Consider the following 17,943-nt stretch of genomic DNA (forward strand, 5'->3'; position numbering starts at 1 on the left):
TACGGGAAACGCTTCTTTATGCTAAAAGAAGCCTTACTCATTACCTTTAACAAATGTAAACATATGAAAATTTTAGTGTGTATTAGTAACGTTCCGGATACAACCACAAAAATAACTTTTACATCCGATAATATCCAATTCAATACTGCAGGCGTACAATACATTGTTAATCCTTATGATGAAATAGCTTTATCAAGAGCTATTGAATTATGTGAAGGTGGTAAAGGCACTGTAACGGTAATCAATGTAGGCGAAAGTACTACTGAACCTACCATAAGAAAAGCATTGGCTATTGGTGCTGATGACGCTGTAAGGGTAAATGCCGTGCCAAGGGATGCTTATTTTGTAGCCTATCAGATTGCGCAATACGCCAAAGCACATGATTACGATATGATATTATGTGGCAGAGAATCTATCGACTATAATGGTTCTCAGGTAGCTGCTATGATCGGAGAATTTATGGATATCCCTTCTATCTCAATTATAAAGAAATTAGATATTGATGGTAACAGTGCTACTATTGAACGCGAAATTGAAGGTGGAAAAGAAGTGGTAACGGTTACAGGTAAATTTGTGGCCAGTTGTGCAGAAGGTACAGCCGAACCAAAAATCCCTAATATGAGAGGTATTATGTCTGCAAGAACCAAACCTTTACAGGTTATTGAAGCAGAACAAATCGATGAATTAAGTAAGATTTCAAAATTTGAAACTCCTGCCCCTCGCGGTTCGGTAAAATTAATTCCTGCCGATAATGCCGGTGAATTGATTAATTTATTGCATACCGAAGCAAAAGTTATATAATTAAATCTCAATTAAGGAAAACATAATTTTAAAACAAATGTCTCCTTTATTGGAGATTGGAGGTAAAAATGTCAGTATTAGTATATGTAGAACAGGTTGATGGAAAATTTAAGAAATCAGTATATGAGGCTGTTTCTTACGCAAAAGCCATCGCAGATAATCAAAATACCAATTTAACAGCTATATCTATTGGCAATGTGGCCGAGAGCGAGCTAAATGAACTGGGAAAATATGGTGCTTCAAAAGTATTAAATGTAAATACAGATCAGCTTAAACAATTTGTTAACCAGGCTTATGCGGCTGTTATTGCTGAAGCGGCGAAAAAAGAAAATGCAGATATTGTAGTTTTGTCTAATTCATTTTCGGGCAAAGGTCTTGCGCCACGCATAGCTGTAAAACTAAAAGCAGGTTTAATTGATGGTGCTGTTGAACTTCCAACAGCTGAAGGAGGTTTTTCTGTAAAGAAAACTGCATTTTCAGGTAAAGCTTTCGCTATTACGACGCTTACTTCGGCTAATAAGGTTATTGCTTTAAACCCAAACGCTTTTGGTGTTAAAGAAAACCCTGTAAGTATTTCTGTAGAAGCATTTACACCAGAAGTAAAAGCTACCGATTTGAGCACTATTGTTAAAGAAATTGTAAGAGCAACCAATAAAGTTTCACTTCCTGATGCAGAGATTGTAGTTTCTGGCGGTAGAGGTTTAAAAGGCCCTGAAAACTGGGGAATGGTTGAAGAATTAGCTGATTTGCTTGGTGCGGCTACAGCATGTTCAAAACCGGTTTCTGATGCAGACTGGAGACCTCACTCTGAGCACGTTGGGCAGACAGGTATCGCTATTAGTCCTAACCTGTATATTGCTATTGGTATTTCAGGTGCAATCCAACACTTAGCAGGTGTAAGCTCTTCTAAAGTTATTGTTGTAATTAATAAAGACCCTGAAGCGCCTTTCTTTAAAGTTGCCGACTATGGAATTGTGGGAGATGCATTTGAAGTAGTGCCTAAAGTTATCGAAGCATTAAAAGCTTACAAGGCCTAGTTTTACAACATTATGTATATAGTCTTTTGGGCTGATAAACCCAAAAGACTTCATCTTTGATATGAAAAAAGTAAAACTTGATATTGTAGGTTTATCATATAGTCAGACTCAGTCAGGAGCTTATGCTTTGGTTTTGGGTGAAGTTAATGGCCGCAGAAGATTACCAATTGTAATTGGTGCTTTTGAAGCTCAGGCCATTGCCATTGAAATTGAGAAAATGACCCCTACCAGACCTTTAACTCATGATTTATTTAAATCTCTGGCAAATGCTTTTGAAATAAAAATTAACGAAGTTTTAATTTATAATTTAGTTGATGGTGTTTTCTATGCAAAGTTGATCTGCACTAACGATCATCAAACCATAGAGATTGATGCAAGAACATCTGATGCTATTGCTATAGCAGTAAGATTTAATGCAGCAATTTATACTTATGAATTTATTTTGGCTTCGGCGGGAATTTTAATTGAAGGTAACGATTTTCTTTTCCTTGAAAATATAGAAGGTGTTAACAAAGACTCTGATACACAAAATATCACTAATCCTCCTTCTGATTTTGGTTACCAGTCTTACAGTTTGGATGAATTGAAACAAAAGCTTGAAGAAGCTTTAGCTGAAGAAGCTTATGAAAAAGCAGCTAAAATAAGAGATGAAATTAACAAGCGAAATGCAGGCAAATAACCTGCATTTTTTTGTTTAACTGCTTTTCTTGTTGAAATTGCTATTTTTTTTCAAATAAATCCTATCTTCAAATCCTTAAATTTAAACTAAACAAAATTTAACCTATATGAATGTTAAGTTTCGCTTAACCGTAATGAATTTCATGCAATTCTTTGTTTGGGGTGCATGGTTATTAACAATTGCAAACTATTGGTTTGGAACTAAGCAATGGGATGGTACCCAGTTTGGAAAAATATTTGCCACAATGGGCTTTGCTTCTTTATTTATGCCTACTTTAACAGGTATCATAGCTGATAAGTGGATCAATGCCGAACGTTTATATGCTTTAATGCATATTTTATATGCGGCTGTACTTTTTTATATACCTCAAGTTCAAAATCCCAATGATTTTTTTGGCATAATGCTACTGGCCATGTGTTTTTATATGCCAACCATATCATTAGCTAATTCTATCTCTTACACTACTTTAAAATCCAACAATTTAGATGTAGTTAAAGACTTTCCTCCTATACGTGTATGGGGAACAGTAGGTTTTATCGTTGCCATGTGGGTAACTAATCTGAGCGGAAGTAAAGCTTTAGCGGCCCAGTTTTATATTGCCGGAGCAGGCGCTTTATTTTTAGGTATTTATGCACTAACACTACCTAAATGTAGACCTGCTAAACTGATTTCAGAAAAAGCTTCATTAAGTGAAACCTTAGGCTTAGGTGCATTCAAGCTGTTTGCCAATTACAAAATGGCTCTTTTCTTTATATTTTCTATGTTTTTAGGAGGAGCTTTACAACTGACCAATGCTTATGGTGATGTGTTTTTAGATGAGTTTAAGCATTTTCCCAAATATGCGAACTCATTTGTGGTAAAATACTCTACCATTATCATGTCTATTTCTCAAATATCAGAAACACTGTTTATTCTTGCTATTCCGTTCTTCTTAAAACGTTTTGGTATTAAAAGGGTAATGATTATTGCCATGATGGCTTGGGTATTCCGTTTTGGCTTATTCGCTTATGGAGATCCTGCAAGAAATCTATGGATGATCATTTTATCATGTATCGTTTATGGCATGGCCTTCGATTTTTTCAATATATCGGGTTCGTTGTTCGTAGAAACTTCTACTACACAGAAAAACCGCTCTTCTGCACAGGGTCTTTTCATGATGATGACCAATGGTTTTGGAGCTGTTTTTGGAAGTTTAGTTTCAGGATGGATGATTGATAAGTATTTTACCAAATCGTTTAGTAATGTAAATGAACTGGCAACTTTTGTAGATAGTTCTTCTTCAAACTCACATTTACTTGATTTTATAAAAGAACAAGGCGTTACTTTAATGAATGATGGTACCTTTAGTAAGGTTTTAATGATGAAAGACTGGCACCATATCTGGCTTTCGTTTACAGTTTATGCTTTGGCTATTACTGTTTTATTTGCATTAATGTTTAAACATAAACATACCCGTGCAGAGGAAGAAGCTATTGAAAGAATATCACATTAATTTTTTGCGAAGTTTTTATTCATGTCATCAAATAATCTTAGAAAAGAAAAAGACTGCTTAAACTGTGGATATATAGTTGAAGATCGATACTGCCCTCATTGTGGGCAGGAAAATATAGAGCTAAAAGAAGATGCATGGCATATGCTATCGCATACTATAGCAGATTATTTTCATTTTGAGCATAAGTTTTTTGGAACATTAAAACCTCTTCTTTTAAAACCCGGATTTCTTACTAAAGAATATGTTGCAGGTAAACGGATGTCTTATCTACATCCTGTAAAAATCTACATTTTTATCAGTATTGTTTTCTTCATTTTTATTTTAGGTGGAGAAAAAGCTGATAAAAAAAATAAGGTTACTGAAAATAATACTGTCGCAAAAACCGAAAAATCTACAGATACAGCGTCTTTTGATGATGTTTCAGAACTTAAAGAAGTACTCAGATATATACCTATAGAAAAAACGGTTAAGGACAGTATAATCAGACAGGCTGAAAATGATATTAAAACCAAGGGTAGTACCAAAGTAGATTTCAATAAAAAAATTAATGAGCATAGCTTCTTAAATAAAGTAAAATCTAAAGAAGAAACCGTTGAGGAATACGAAAAAAATCAGAAGGCATTGCCCAAAGAGCAAAGAGATGGTTTCCTGAAAAATTATTTCAAAAAGAAAAATATAGAATTTAATCAATACGAAGATCCCAGCAAAGAATTTAAAAAGAGCATCTTGCATAATGTGCCTAAAATGATGTTTGTGCTTTTGCCTCTTTTTGCTTTAATTCTTAAACTGGTCTATATCAATAAGAAAAAATATTATTACGAGCATCTGATTTACTCGTTTCATGTACATTCTGCCCTATTTTTATCTGTACTTATCTGTATGTTATTAACATGGGCAACGGGTTTCTTATTCAATATGAGTAACTGGCTTATTTTTGCCTGTATGATCTATATGACATGGTACATTTACAAATCATTACGGGTATTTTATGGAGGTAAAAGATGGACAACTATCCTCAGATTGTTTTTACTATTCTTATTATACAATATCTTATTTTCATTTTGTGCTATATTGCTGATTGGAATAAGTTTTATTCTGGTTTAATATAATAGGTACAAAAAAATCCGGTAATGATCATTACCGGATTTTTACTTTATTTGAATTTGATTTAAGCTTATTTGTTCATTGTTTTGTTTACTTCACCAGTATAAACCTGACGCGGACGTCCAATAGGTTCTTTATTCTCTTTCATTTCTTTCCATTGCGCAATCCATCCAGGTAAACGGCCTAATGCAAATAATACGGTAAAGAACTCTGAAGGGAAACCTAATGCACGGTAAATGATGCCTGAATAGAAATCTACGTTAGGGTATAATTTTCTTTCAATGAAATACGGATCGGTCAATGCTGCTTCTTCCAAACGTTTTGCAATTGCCAGTACCGGATCATTAATACCTAAACTTTCTAAGATATCATCGCAAGCTTTTTTAATGATTTTTGCTCTTGGATCAAAGTTTTTGTAAACTCTGTGTCCAAACCCCATCATACGGAAAGGATCATTCTTATCTTTAGCTTTAGCAATCCATTTATCAGTATCTCCACCATCCTCTTTAATACGCTCAAGCATTTCAATTACAGCCTGATTTGCTCCGCCATGTAAAGGCCCCCATAAAGCAGCTATACCCGCCGAAACAGAAGCATACAAATTACAATCTGAAGAGCCCACCATACGCACGGTGGATGTAGAACAATTCTGCTCATGATCTGCATGCAGGATCAAAAGCTTATTCATTGCACTTACAATCTTAGGATTTACTTCATAATCTTCTGTACGTTGACCAAAAGTCATCCATAAATAATTGGTTACGTAATCGTATTTATTCTTTGGATAGATAAGTGGGTGACCTAAAGATTTTTTATAGATAAAAGCTACAATAGTAGGCAGCTTAGCCAATAATTTAATAATGGTCAGATTCAGCTCTTCGTAAGTTTGGTTTTGTTTAAAGCTTTCAGGATAAAAAGTAGCTAAAGAAAAAACCAATGAGCCTAATTGTGCCATAGGATGTGATTTTGATGGGAATCCATCAAAAAATTTCTTCATATCCTCATGTATCAGCGTATGCTTACTAATTGTATTCTGAAAGTTTTCTAATTCCTGGGTACTTGGTAATACACCATATATTAAAAGATAAGCTACCTCTAAAAATGAAGCTTTTTCAGCCAGTTCTTCAATAGGATATCCCCTGTATTTTAAAACACCCTCTTCCCCATCTAAAAAAGTTATAGCACTTTTAGTAGAACCTGTGTTCTTATATCCTGGATCTAGTGTGATATGACCTGTAAGGTCTCGTAATTTTGAAATATCAATGGCCTTTTCATTCTCGGTTCCGGTTATAATCGGAAATTCATAACTCTTGCCATCTATTTTAATTTCTGCGTTAGCTGACATATATTGTTTATTTTATGTGTTATTATAATTCGTTCTAAATACTTAAGGTAATAACGCTTTATTAAGTTAATGTTATTTTGTCTTTATCTCTTCTGTTACAGCACCACACTCAAGCATTTCATCTCCGTAATAAGGATTTTGTATTTTTTTCTCTGATGACAACCAATCTCCCCCGTCTCCTTTATTTGCCATCGGACAATGCTGTACATAAATAGTACCTGCTATCAATTCTGTATGTTTAAACATTGGGATAAGTTCAATGTTTAACGCTGTAAACTGGTTTCGTTGTTCTTTTAGGTCTATAGAATTGCTTATCAAAGCTGCGATTTGCGCTGCGTTCTCACATCCGTTAAAGTTTGTTAGTTCTCCTGATAATGCAAGTGCAGCCTTTTTTGCATCTTCTGCATTACTTTTTACAAGATTATCTTTTAATTTAAGATAAGCTGTATATATATTTTTCAGCTTTTCATCCTTAAAGGCTACAGTTGTCTGTTGAACCGTTTCTTTCTCTGTATGAGTGTTGCTCTTGGTATTATTACAGGCCGTTATGAAGGCTGCTAATGCAATAACACTCATATATTTTTTTATAGATATCATGCGGTTTTAAATTGGTGTTTCAGAGGTTAAGAAGCAAATTTTATTGCTTGTTTTTAAACCTGCTCAAAATAACATTTATATTTCTAAAATAATAGAAAAAGCCCCGATAAATTATCGGGGCCCTAATAAAATTATATTGCAATTATATTTTAACGTTCATTTTACAATTTAAAACCGTATGCTAAGCGTAAGCCTACGTAACCTGCAGTTCCGTTTTTAGAATAGCCTTCGTATTTAGCAGCTAAATCAACACCACTACTCCATGCATATCCAATAGCAGGTGAAAATACAAAAGCTGTTCCCATACCATCGCTGGTACCAAAACCAGCTCCTACTTCTGCCAAACCATAAGCACCTGCTCCTGAAGGGTTAAAAAAGTATTTTAAACCTGCCTTTACAGGGATAAAACCTATACTTCCACCTCCAAATTTATCTTTTATAGAAAAATTAGTATATCCAGCAGTAATTGGAACAGAAAGTTGTTTATCTACATCTAACTGGTAACGTAAGTCTCCACCTATAGCAAAACTATACGCATCATCTGTGGGTGCTCCCAGATTTAAGCCTATACCTAATTTAGAACCTGTTGTCTGTGCATGCGCGATATTTGAAAAAGTAAATAACATAGCCAGGGCAGCTACTGCCACAACTATAATTTTTGGGTTTCTTTTCATAGTTTTTATTATTTCGTTAATTGATTTATTAGTTTAACTTAATTGATTACGTATATCATTACCCAAACTATATGCCACACTATACAAAGTAAAACATAAAACACTGAAAAACAAATAATTAAATACAAAAAAGCACCATAAAGAGTGTATATTTTTTATAGAAATGTATATCAAAGTAAACAATCTTACTTTCTAAAGTACTTTCTGCCAGTTTTTTAATTCGTTTAAACTGAAATGGTAATTAACGGTTACGCCCAAATGTTTGCCATTAACTTCGTCGCCTTCTCCACTTTTTCTTTTAAACTTTCTCTTGTCCCTTTCTTTTTCCCAGATAGGTTTTAATTCTGAAACCAAACGGTAATAGTATTTCTCTTCACGCTCTTTAAGTACACATGGTCTGCTTAACAGAACCCAAAATAAAAAGATCGGTTCCTTTATTTTTTCACCTATTTCAAAATATCTCAACAGGTCACTTTCGTTTAGGGCAATTGTTTCAGACGGTTTAAGATTACTTTGCGGCAGATATTTTTGTACAGCCATAAATGTACGACGCTGAACTTTTACTTCGATATAAAAAACCACCTTATTCTGAGAAAGGACCCGTACATCGGGATAACTTTTGTCAGTAGTTTTTTCTGCTTTGAAGTTCGTATTTTGATTAATATAATTGATTAATTTCTGTTCATAAAGAGATGAGAATTCAGCATCTTCATCAAAAATGTAAGCATTTTTACTGGTGCCCTCACATTTAGTACAGCAGGTTTCGCAGTTAAATATAAAAGGATTATGCTGCGAAACATTTTTCATACATTTAATAATTGGTTATAATGAGGTGAATTACAGCCCGGTCATTGCGTCCACGCACGTTATAGGTGTAATTTTTATTAAAAGTTACAATTTTTATTTCAGGATGTGTATAGATCTTTCTGATAAATGCAGTTTCTTTAATAACCAGCATCCATTTGGCTTTGGTATGCTTCAAAAAATCTGCCAATCGTAGCTGATCTTTTTGAGTAAAAGAATTTTGGTCATATTCAGAAAACTCACTATCATAAGGTGGATCCAAGAATATAAAATCAGATTCTTTCAGCTTGATTTTTTTTAAAAATGCTTCAAAATCGAGGTTGTGCACCTGCACTGTTCTGAAAAGTGTTTCAATTTCGTTAGAGAAAAGACGATCTGCTTTCTGCCTGAAATTTTTGCGGTTATATGCGATACCTCCATACGGTATGTTAAAATTACCTTTACTATTATACCTAAACATAGAGCCATAACAGAACTCTCGTACAAAAAACCAGTTCGCAACTGCTTTTTCATCTGTGAGCTGAATTTTTCCGTTATATTTCTGATTAAGTAAATTTCTGAAAAACAGATAAAAACCACTTTTAACACCTGTTTCGAAATGATCTTTTAATTCTAAGGAAGTAAAAATTCTATCCTCCTTTTTTACAATCCGTTTAATCCGTCTCGCTTTGTCGGTTATGCTATTAACAATATATTTTATAAAAAGTTCTTCATCAATAATGAACTCAGCAGCTCTTAATGTTGTTGTTTGTTTAAATTGAGTAAACAAATCATTCATTATCCTTTCAGAAAACAGGGGAAGTTCCTTATCAGAAAAAATACAGCCAGAAAAATAGGTCTGGTGTACAAGCCAAAATTCTTGTATTATGGCTGTAATTTCATCCCATGCATCTGCATATTTATAGACAGCATTTTTAAATTGCTCACTCCCAATGTTCCTATAGAAAGAAATCAGGTCTGTACTTTTATCGTTAATTAAAACAGGAGTTTTAGGCTGTAGGGCAAAAAACACCCCTCCTCCTCCAAAAAATGGTTCTATGTATCTTTTAAAATCAGGAATATATTTTTCAAATAAAGCAAATTCATTGTATTTTCCTCCTGTCCATTTGATAATGGGCTTTACTTTATTCCTCATTTTTGCTCTTGTAAGTATGATGTGTTAAAATGATTTCTAACAAGTTCTGTTACCTGTTCTTTTATATTGCTACTGTTTGTATTAATCCAATTAATTTTAACTCCGTCCTTCTCCATTTTTCTAAAAAATGTCATTTGTCTTTTGGCAAACTGGCAAATTGCTGTACCTAAACGTTCTTTTAGTTGTTCAAAACTAAGTTCTCCATCTAAATAAGCAACAACAAATTTATATTCAAGACCATAAAAAACAAGCATTTCTTTACTTACACCTACATTAATTAAATTTTGTACTTCTTCTATCAAGCCATTATGCAGCCTGTAATCTAAACGTTCTAAAATTCTTTTTCTACGGGTTTCTACCTCTGAATACAATCCTACTACTAAATAATCAAGTTCTGGCCTTTTAATGAAACCAGTTTTATTATTTTTCAAGTAATCTGCTATTTCTATGGCTCTTAATAAACGTTTTCCAGAACTAAAATCAACATGCTTGTATAGTTCTTCTGGATAAGTCTTGAGGTATTTTCTAAGTTCTTCTTTATTTAATGACCCTAACTGTTCTCTTAATTGGTGATTTACCGGTATTGCAGTATAATCATGGTTTTGCAATAAACTATGAATATACATACCTGTTCCTCCACATATGATAGGCAACTTGTGCTTATTTGTTATTTGACGTAAGGCTTCATAAAAATCTTCTTTAAACAGGTGTACATTATAAGTTTGTCCGGCATCTATAATATCAATTAAATGATGGGGTATTTTAACACCATTGATCTCATATTCATTGATATCTTTTCCTGTTCCAATATCCATACCTCTATACACCTGCCTGCTATCTGCACTGATAATCTCACCTTTTAATTGCCATGCAATTTGTGTGGCAAGAGCTGTTTTACCCGAAGCCGTTGGTCCTAAAATAATAAGTAAATGATCAGCCATTATATAAAAGATACTTGATATTACCTGTATTAAAAACCCTTATAAAGCCGCTTTGTAAAAGTTGGGCTTTTAATTCTTCTTTATTTATGCTTAAAAATTTAGATGTGATACTCTTTGGCAATTTATCCTCAAGATAACGTTTTCCGGTATTTAAATCTACAAGCATATAAAGTGGTAGAGTGTACAGTACCTTATTAAAGCCTAATTTTTCATAGCCATTGCCTACAGACCAATCTCTGTCTGCATAAGTCATGATATCATTTACTTTGGTTTCTTCCAAAAAATACTTGATTAATTTACTTAGTCCCCCTGTAATGGTATGCCCTGCTTGTGTGGCAAAACGTACTAATTCTGAGGAATAATAATTTTCGCCTCTGTTCTTCATCAATCTTATGGCTCCAAAACAGGCTACAGAAATCAATCTATCCTGATAATAAAGTCCGTAGTTGTGTTCTGTTTTTATATATCCCTGTAAATGATTCTCATCTAAAAACTTTTTAATCAAGCCGATCTCTTTAATTTCTTTTATTTGTACAGAACGGGCATATATAATCTTATTTAAGTTTAAAAAAGAATAAACCCTGCTTAAAACCTGAGCAGGTTTATTACTCCAAACATCTTCCCATAAATGAATTAAAGTTTTTTGTTGTTTATGGTATTTATCTTGTAATTCGATAAGCTGAGCCGCGGTTATCTGTTCATTCAGGCTAACAAAATTAATAAACAACTTATCGTTAAAACCAATTACATCAAAAGGAAACTCTCTTTCAACTTCTATTTTAGAACAACAATGTCCTATTTCTGTAATAAAATCTTCTATCCACCAGTGATGTATCTCCATTCCTTACCAACAGGCATTTAATAACAAAAATCAAAATTGGTAAAATTTTACCACTATTTACCTAACTAAGTAAATTACCTTAAAAGGCATCTCTATATAAAATATGCGTTTTTTGCTTCTAAAGGTTTATATTGGCAGGCGTTAATAAATTTAACTCTATGAAACTTACCGTATGGGGTGCAGCGCAGCAGGTTACTGGAAGCATGTATCTACTGCAGACCCAAAACTATAATATTTTAATTGACTGTGGTTTAGATTATGAAAAAGGTACTTATCAAGAGGAGAATTTAAATTTTCCATTTGATCCTGAAGATATTGATGTAGTTATTTTAACCCATGCTCATATTGATCATTCTGGCAATCTACCTACATTAATAAGGATGGGTTATAAGGGGCAGATTTTATGCACAGCTCCTACAGCTGAGCTTGCAGAAATATTAATGCTCGATTCTGTGAACCTTTTTCTCAACAAGCAAAATAAGAAACATAAATGGCAAAAAAACAAATCAACGCCAAAACCACTTTATTTGCAAAAACATGTTGCAGATACTACCGAGCGATTTGTTACACTTAATTTCAATAAGTCTTTTAAAATAAACCATAATATTGAACTTACATTTATACCTGTTGGCCATTTGCTGGGAGCTGCTGCTGTTTCATTAAAAATAACTGAAGATGGGATTGAAAAAAAAATTGCTTTTACCGGCGATATTGGCAGAAGCAATTATCCTATTTTAAATGATCCGCAACCTTTGCCACAAGTTGACTATTTAGTATGCGAGGCCACTTATGGAGGTAGGCTGCATGGTACAGATGAGACTTTAGAACATAAACTAACTGAAGTAATCAAGGAAACTTGCATAAAAAATCCTGGCAGATTGATTATTCCGGCTTTTAGTATAGGCAGAACCCAATCTTTGATTTTTAAGTTGAACCAAATATTTAGTAAGGGTTTACTCCCACCAATAAAGGTTTTTGTAGATAGCCCTTTAGCTCATTTGGCTACCGATATTTATAGGAAATACGCTGATATAACCAACAAAGAGGCCAAAGAATTTTATAAAGAAAATGGGGATAATTATGATCTTGAGAATTTCAGCTTTTTATATACACAAAAGGAAAGCCTTTCAGCAATTAATTACCTCGATCCCTGTATAATTATTTCTTCTGCAGGTATGTTAGAAGGAGGTCGTATCCAGGATCACCTCTACTATAATATACAAAACTACTATTGTACCATTCTTTTTATAGGTTATTGCGCTAAAGGTACATTAGGCGATAGATTATTAAGAGGCGATCCTATTGTTCGTTTACGGGGCAGAGACCTGATGGTATATGCCGGCATACAAAAAACCGATTTATTGAGCGGCCATGCAGATCACAACGGGCTGATGGAAGTAATCAGGAATCAAAAATCTCTGAAACGATTATTTTTTGTTCATGGTGATGTAAGTGGTATAAATGCGCTTGAAAAAAGTGCAAGGGATGAAGGATACAATGTGAGTATTCCTAAACGGGGAGAGTGTTTTGTACTGTAGCTAAAAGTAGCAGAAATTAATACGTCTTTCTCTTAGGGTTGAGAAGTACCAGCTTACCGAGATTTCATGTGTAGAGCCGCTATAACCATTCAGGCGGCTCGTACTGTAATCATAAGAATAGCCCAGTCTTAATTTTTCTCCTAAAAACATTTCGGCCATACCTATTAAACCATTACTACTTTTTATTTCAGTATTTAAGTTAGGTTTATTATATAGCTTTATTCCTGTACGATAACCACCTCCAATCCATAATTTCTTATTTAACAAGATAAAGGCGTTGATGTCCAATACTGTGGGGCCACCTATATCATCTTTTATTAAAAATAAAGGTTTCAATTCTATTTGATCTTCTACAATAGGTGTAACAAAACCTCCCGTAAAATAAAAATGTGGTTTAGGTACAGGGTAATTGAAATTTGGCGCTTTTTTATCCATAAAATATTTACCCACAAGGTTTGTTGCCGATAGGCCTAAATACCATTTCTCTGCCGATAAGAAGACTCCTGTTTTAACGTCGGGTCCAATTTCTCTTATGGTTCCGTTAGGAATATAATTGTCTCCCGGATCGGTACCTTCCAACATTTCGCCAAACAAACCAGATTGCTGGAGACCTATTCCCAAACCTAAAGCCAAAGTTGTGGTTTCGTCATAACCTATTAATTTTCTATATGCATAATTAGCATATACAGACAAATTACTTTGTGCCCCAAGTTTATCATTGGTTATTTGTAGTGCCAGACCTACTTTACCATCATCAGCTACAGCATCCACAGCAAAAGCCATAGTTCTTGGTCCACCATTAATTCCTACCCACTGTGCTCTGTAATTCGCACTTAAATTAAAGCGCTCTTTGTAGCCCGCATAAGCTGGATTGATATAGATGGAATTAAAAACATACTGGCTATATTGCGCATCTTGTTGCCCTGATACGCGAAGGCCAAGACAGCAAATAATCATCAATATGTATGTTTTTAAACGCATTTTTTTAATTTCTCAATAACATAATATAACCCGTAACGCTTTGCTTTGTGCCATTTTCAAGATTATAAGTAAGCACATAATAATAAGTTCCTTCGCTTAGCCCTCGTCCGTCCCAATCATTTTTATAGCCTTTGCTTCTATAAACTTCATTGCCCCATCTGTTAAAAATAGATAATGTGTTTTCCTTATATAGCTCGATCCCCACTATTTTTAAAACATCGTTTTTACCATCGCCATTAGGTGTAATCACATTAGGAACCTTAAGAACTACTGAATTCTTAATTGCAGTAGAACTGTTATTTAAAAGATTAAGATCAGGCTCGCTACCTTTTACACTAGCTGTATTAGAAATTAAGCCTAAACTTTCTGTTCTTACCTTAAGTGTAACTACTTCCTTATTTCCGGCATTTAGCACTCCTATTTTCCATGTTAATGTTCTCGTCTTATCATCATATTCTATACGTCTATCCTGCAAATCAGGTATATAAGTTACCTGATTAGGAATAACATCTGTTGCAACTACATCATGGGCAACAAACAAACTGTTGTTTTTTACCTCAAGTTTATATTCGAATTCTGTACCTACTGTAATCGGTGTCAAATCTGCTATTTTTAATATAGATAGATCTACTGTAATGTAAGGATCCAATGGTGGAGATTTTACACACTCGGCACAGCCAGGCTCTGCATCAGGATTTGGATTAGGATCTGGTGTAGGGCTGGTTACTTTAGCCATATTTACAATACGTTGAGTATGATCTGGCGGGGTTTGCAGAACGGCTTCAATTGCGATAGAAGATCCATTTGGTAACAAAGGAATGGTTTCATCTATATTTCCATTTCCAGAGATACGGGCTAATGGGGGATTACCTGAAAGAACGATAATCTTCCAGCTTTTTATAGTTGTACCTGAAGGTGGCACATCTACTATCCTTACATTTCTTGCATCTCCCGGACCATAATTGGCAACTTTAATCAGATAGACCACATCTTCACCAGGAGTGTAAAGTTGCTGAGAAGTATTTTTAAGTGATTTGGAGAAAACCAAATCTGCTTCTGGTTCTGTAGGAATACCAGGCGTAGTACAGGCTCCGCAAGTAGGGTCTGGATCAGTGGTTGGCGAACTTACGTCAACAGTATTTTTCAAAACTCCTGTATAATTTAATGGAACTCTCAAAACCACTGTATAAGTTACTTCTGCCCCATCTGGCAAAAGTGGTATGATTTCATCCAAAGTTATGCTGCCATTATCTCTAGGTAGATTAACAGAACCTTGTACTACAGCCCACCATCTTTCTAATATTGTCTGAGCAGGAACTCTCTCTATAACATGAACTTTTTCTGCATCACTAGGGCCATTATTCTTAATTTTAATTGTATAGGTTACGGTTTCTCCCGGAACATAAAATCTTTGATTGGTACTTTTTACAGTTACAATATCTGCACTCGCAATTACGGTAATTTTAATTATATTACTTATTGAAATTGTACAACTTCCCGACCTTACTATCCTTCTAAAATAGGTTGTTTGTTTTAGTTTACCTGGTTGGTAATCCTTAGCTGTTGCTCCTGGTATATCTACATAGCTACCATTATCTCCTGTTAAAGATTGCTGCCACTGGTAAACAAAAGAATTGCTTTCTCCTGTTGGTAAGGAACCTGTTAATTTTGAAGGTACTTCATGTGCGTAAACTGTCTGGTTATCTGAAATTATATTATTACTTATTGGTAAAGGCTCATTAATTACCACTACTTTATTCGATAATAAACACCCTTTAGCATCTCTTACACTCCAGTTATATGTTCCTGCTCTTACATTAGTAAATACTCCTGTGGTATTGCTCTGAGAACCTAATGTATATTGGTAATTGCCATTACCTCCATTTGCTACCAAAGTAATCGTAGAAGTACCGCCATTGCAGTCAATTACCGTATGGCTCTCGGCCGCTGTTATAATGCTAGGCTCAGTGACCGTTACGCTGCCAGTTGCAGGCGTACAGCTCCTGCCATCGGTTACGCTCCAGTTATAGGTTCCTGCTCTTACATTAGTAAATACTCCTGTGATATTGCTCTGAGAACCTAATGTATATTGGTAATTGCCATTACCTCCATTTGCTACCAAAGTAATCGTAGAAGTACCGCCATTACAATTAATAACAGTATGGCTTTCAGTCGCTGTTATAATTGCAGGCTCAGTGATGGTTATACTACCTGTTGCAGGTGCACAGCTCCTGCCATCGGTTACACTCCAGTTATAGGTTCCGGCTGTTACATTGGCAAATATCCCTGTGGTGTTCGTTATGCCATTGAAAGTATATTGGTAGCTGCCATTTCCGCCATTTGCAGTTAAAGTCACCGTTGAACTTCCGCCGTTACAGCCGATCACCGTATGGCTCTCGGTCGCTGTTATAATCGCAGGCTCAGCGACCGTTACGCTGCCCGTTGCAGGTGCACAGTTCCTGCCATCGGTAACGCTCCAATTGTAAGTACCAGCAGGGATGTTATTAAAGATACCCGTAGAGTTCGTTACGCCATTGAAAGTATAACTGTAACTGCCGTTACCGCCACTTGCTACCAAAGTAACTGTAGAAGTACCGCCATTACAGTCGATCACCGTATGGCTCTCGGCCGCTGTTATAATTGCAGGCTCGGTGACCGTTACGCTGCCCGTTGCAGGTGCACAGCTCCTGCCGTCAGTTACACTCCAGCTGTAAGTTCCTGCTGTTACATTAGTAAATACTCCTGTGGTATTGCTCTGAGAACCTAATGTATATTGGTAGCTGCCATTTCCGCCATTTGCAGTTAAAGTCACCGTTGAACTGCCACCGTTACAGTCGATCACCGTATGGCTTTCAATCGCAGTGATCAGTGCAGGCTCGGTGACCGTTACGCTGCCCGTTGCAGGTGCACAGTTCCTGCCATCCGTTACGCTCCAATTGTAAGTACCAGCTGCGATGTTATTAAAGATACCGGTAGAGTTGGTTATGCCATTGAAAGTATATTGGTAGCTGCCATTTCCGCCATTTGCAGTTAAAGTCACCGTTGAACTTCCGCCGTTACAGCCAATCACCGTATGGCTCTCGGCCGCTGTTATAATTGCAGGCTCGGTGACCGTTACGCTGCCCGTTGCAGGTGCACAGTTCTTGCCATTCGTTACGCTCCAATTGTAAGTACCAGCTGCGATGTTATTAAAGATACCGGTAGAGTTGGTTATGCCATTGAAAGTATATTGGTAGCTGCCATTTCCGCCATTTGCAGTTAAAGTCACCGTTGAACTGCCACCGTTACAGCCAATCACCGTATGGCTCTCGGCCGCTGTTATAATGGTAGGCTCGGTGACCGTTACGCTGCCCGTTGCAGGTGCACAGCTCCTGCCATCGGTTACGCTCCAGCTATAGGTTCCGGCTGCGATGTTATTGAAGATACCGGTAGAGTTGGTAACACCGTTGAAAGTATAACTGTAACTGCCGTTACCGCCACTTGCGGTTAAAGTCACCGTTGAACTTCCGCCGTTACAGCCAATCACCGTATGGCTCTCGGCCGCTGTTATAATGGTAGGTTCGGTGACCGTTACACTGCCCGTTGCAGGTGCACAGTTCTTGCCATCCGTTACGCTCCAATTGTAGGTACCAGCTGCGATGTTATTAAAGATACCGGTAGAGTTGGTAACACCGTTGAAAGTATAACTGTAACTGCCGTTACCGCCATTTGCGGTTAAAGTTACCGTTGAACTTCCGCCGTTACAGTCGATCACCGTATGGCTTTCAGTCGCTGTTATAATTGCAGGCTCAGTGATGGTTATACTACCTGTTGCAGGTGCACAGTTCTTGCCATCGGTTACACTCCAGTTATAGGTTCCGGCTGTTACATTGGCAAATATCCCTGTGGTGTTCGTTATGCCATTGAAAGTATATTGGTAGCTGCCATTTCCGCCATTTGCTACCAGGGTTACGGTAGAAGTACCCCCGTTACAG

Annotated in this window: 15 protein-coding genes; 6 read left to right on the forward strand and 9 right to left on the reverse strand. The window is 35.9% G+C overall.

What is annotated here, in order from left to right:
- Nucleotides 1-63: 63 nt before the first annotated feature.
- The 5 genes from ACLHG9_RS11775 to ACLHG9_RS11795 all read left to right on the forward strand — a co-directional run bounded on the left by ACLHG9_RS11775 (nucleotide 64) and on the right by ACLHG9_RS11795 (nucleotide 5,113).
- Nucleotides 64-801 (forward strand): electron transfer flavoprotein subunit beta/FixA family protein, encoded by a 738-nt coding sequence (locus ACLHG9_RS11775; RefSeq protein ID WP_410221683.1) that lies wholly within the window; start codon nucleotides 64-66, stop codon nucleotides 799-801.
- 68 nt (nucleotides 802-869) lie between these two features.
- Nucleotides 870-1,838: an electron transfer flavoprotein subunit alpha/FixB family protein gene (locus tag ACLHG9_RS11780; protein ID WP_410221684.1), complete on the forward strand. Its 969-nt coding sequence runs from the start codon at nucleotides 870-872 to the stop codon at nucleotides 1,836-1,838.
- Nucleotides 1,839-1,899: 61 nt separating this feature from the next.
- Nucleotides 1,900-2,517: a bifunctional nuclease family protein gene (locus ACLHG9_RS11785; protein ID WP_410221685.1), complete on the forward strand. Its 618-nt coding sequence runs from the start codon at nucleotides 1,900-1,902 to the stop codon at nucleotides 2,515-2,517.
- A 106-nt stretch (nucleotides 2,518-2,623) separates the two neighbouring features.
- Complete coding sequence (locus ACLHG9_RS11790; RefSeq protein ID WP_410221686.1) at nucleotides 2,624-4,009, forward strand: nucleoside permease; 1,386 nt, start codon at nucleotides 2,624-2,626, stop codon at nucleotides 4,007-4,009.
- Nucleotides 4,010-4,030: 21 nt separating this feature from the next.
- On the forward strand, nucleotides 4,031-5,113 hold the full coding sequence (locus tag ACLHG9_RS11795; protein ID WP_410221687.1) for a DUF3667 domain-containing protein: 1,083 nt from the start codon (nucleotides 4,031-4,033) through the stop codon (nucleotides 5,111-5,113).
- Between the two features lie 70 nt (nucleotides 5,114-5,183).
- On the opposite strand, the gene ACLHG9_RS11800 is transcribed toward ACLHG9_RS11795, so the two are convergent.
- The 7 genes from ACLHG9_RS11800 to ACLHG9_RS11830 all read right to left on the reverse strand — a co-directional run bounded on the left by ACLHG9_RS11800 (nucleotide 5,184) and on the right by ACLHG9_RS11830 (nucleotide 11,450).
- Nucleotides 5,184-6,458 carry a citrate synthase gene (locus tag ACLHG9_RS11800; RefSeq protein ID WP_410221688.1) on the reverse strand — a complete coding sequence of 425 codons (1,275 nt, stop codon included), beginning with the start codon at nucleotides 6,456-6,458 and terminating at the stop codon, nucleotides 5,184-5,186.
- Nucleotides 6,459-6,530: 72 nt separating this feature from the next.
- Complete coding sequence (locus ACLHG9_RS11805; RefSeq protein ID WP_410221689.1) at nucleotides 6,531-7,055, reverse strand: DUF3347 domain-containing protein; 525 nt, start codon at nucleotides 7,053-7,055, stop codon at nucleotides 6,531-6,533.
- A 161-nt stretch (nucleotides 7,056-7,216) separates the two neighbouring features.
- Nucleotides 7,217-7,729 carry a hypothetical protein gene (locus tag ACLHG9_RS11810; protein ID WP_410221690.1) on the reverse strand — a complete coding sequence of 171 codons (513 nt, stop codon included), beginning with the start codon at nucleotides 7,727-7,729 and terminating at the stop codon, nucleotides 7,217-7,219.
- Nucleotides 7,730-7,921: 192 nt separating this feature from the next.
- Complete coding sequence (locus ACLHG9_RS11815; RefSeq protein WP_410221691.1) at nucleotides 7,922-8,536, reverse strand: hypothetical protein; 615 nt, start codon at nucleotides 8,534-8,536, stop codon at nucleotides 7,922-7,924.
- A 4-nt stretch (nucleotides 8,537-8,540) separates the two neighbouring features.
- The gene (locus ACLHG9_RS11820) at nucleotides 8,541-9,668 is read right to left on the reverse strand and encodes a DNA adenine methylase (protein ID WP_410221692.1); all 1,128 of its coding nucleotides are present in this window, start codon (nucleotides 9,666-9,668) and stop codon (nucleotides 8,541-8,543) included.
- Complete coding sequence (gene miaA, locus ACLHG9_RS11825) at nucleotides 9,665-10,609, reverse strand: tRNA (adenosine(37)-N6)-dimethylallyltransferase MiaA (RefSeq protein ID WP_410221693.1); 945 nt, start codon at nucleotides 10,607-10,609, stop codon at nucleotides 9,665-9,667. Before miaA ends, ACLHG9_RS11820 begins: the two co-directional genes overlap by 4 nt.
- Nucleotides 10,602-11,450, reverse strand: a complete 849-nt coding sequence (locus ACLHG9_RS11830; RefSeq protein WP_410221694.1) for a hypothetical protein — start codon at nucleotides 11,448-11,450, stop codon at nucleotides 10,602-10,604. The genes miaA and ACLHG9_RS11830 overlap by 8 nt, the downstream gene beginning before the upstream one ends.
- 158 nt (nucleotides 11,451-11,608) lie before the next feature.
- Between ACLHG9_RS11830 and ACLHG9_RS11835 the strand changes: the two genes are divergently transcribed.
- Nucleotides 11,609-12,988, forward strand: a complete 1,380-nt coding sequence (locus ACLHG9_RS11835) for an MBL fold metallo-hydrolase (RefSeq protein WP_410221695.1) — start codon at nucleotides 11,609-11,611, stop codon at nucleotides 12,986-12,988.
- Here the strand turns inward: ACLHG9_RS11835 and ACLHG9_RS11840 are convergent, their stop codons facing one another.
- Both ACLHG9_RS11840 and ACLHG9_RS11845 read right to left on the reverse strand, forming a co-directional pair.
- Nucleotides 12,989-13,969, reverse strand: coding sequence for a type IX secretion system membrane protein PorP/SprF (locus ACLHG9_RS11840; RefSeq protein ID WP_410221696.1), 981 nt, complete (start codon nucleotides 13,967-13,969; stop codon nucleotides 12,989-12,991).
- Between the two features lie 4 nt (nucleotides 13,970-13,973).
- A partial coding sequence (locus ACLHG9_RS11845) for a gliding motility-associated C-terminal domain-containing protein (protein ID WP_410221697.1) occupies nucleotides 13,974-17,943 on the reverse strand: 3,970 nt, incomplete at its 5' end.

The sequence above is a fragment of the Pedobacter sp. genome (assembly GCF_046462515.1).
In the GTDB taxonomy this organism is placed as follows: domain Bacteria; phylum Bacteroidota; class Bacteroidia; order Sphingobacteriales; family Sphingobacteriaceae; genus Pedobacter.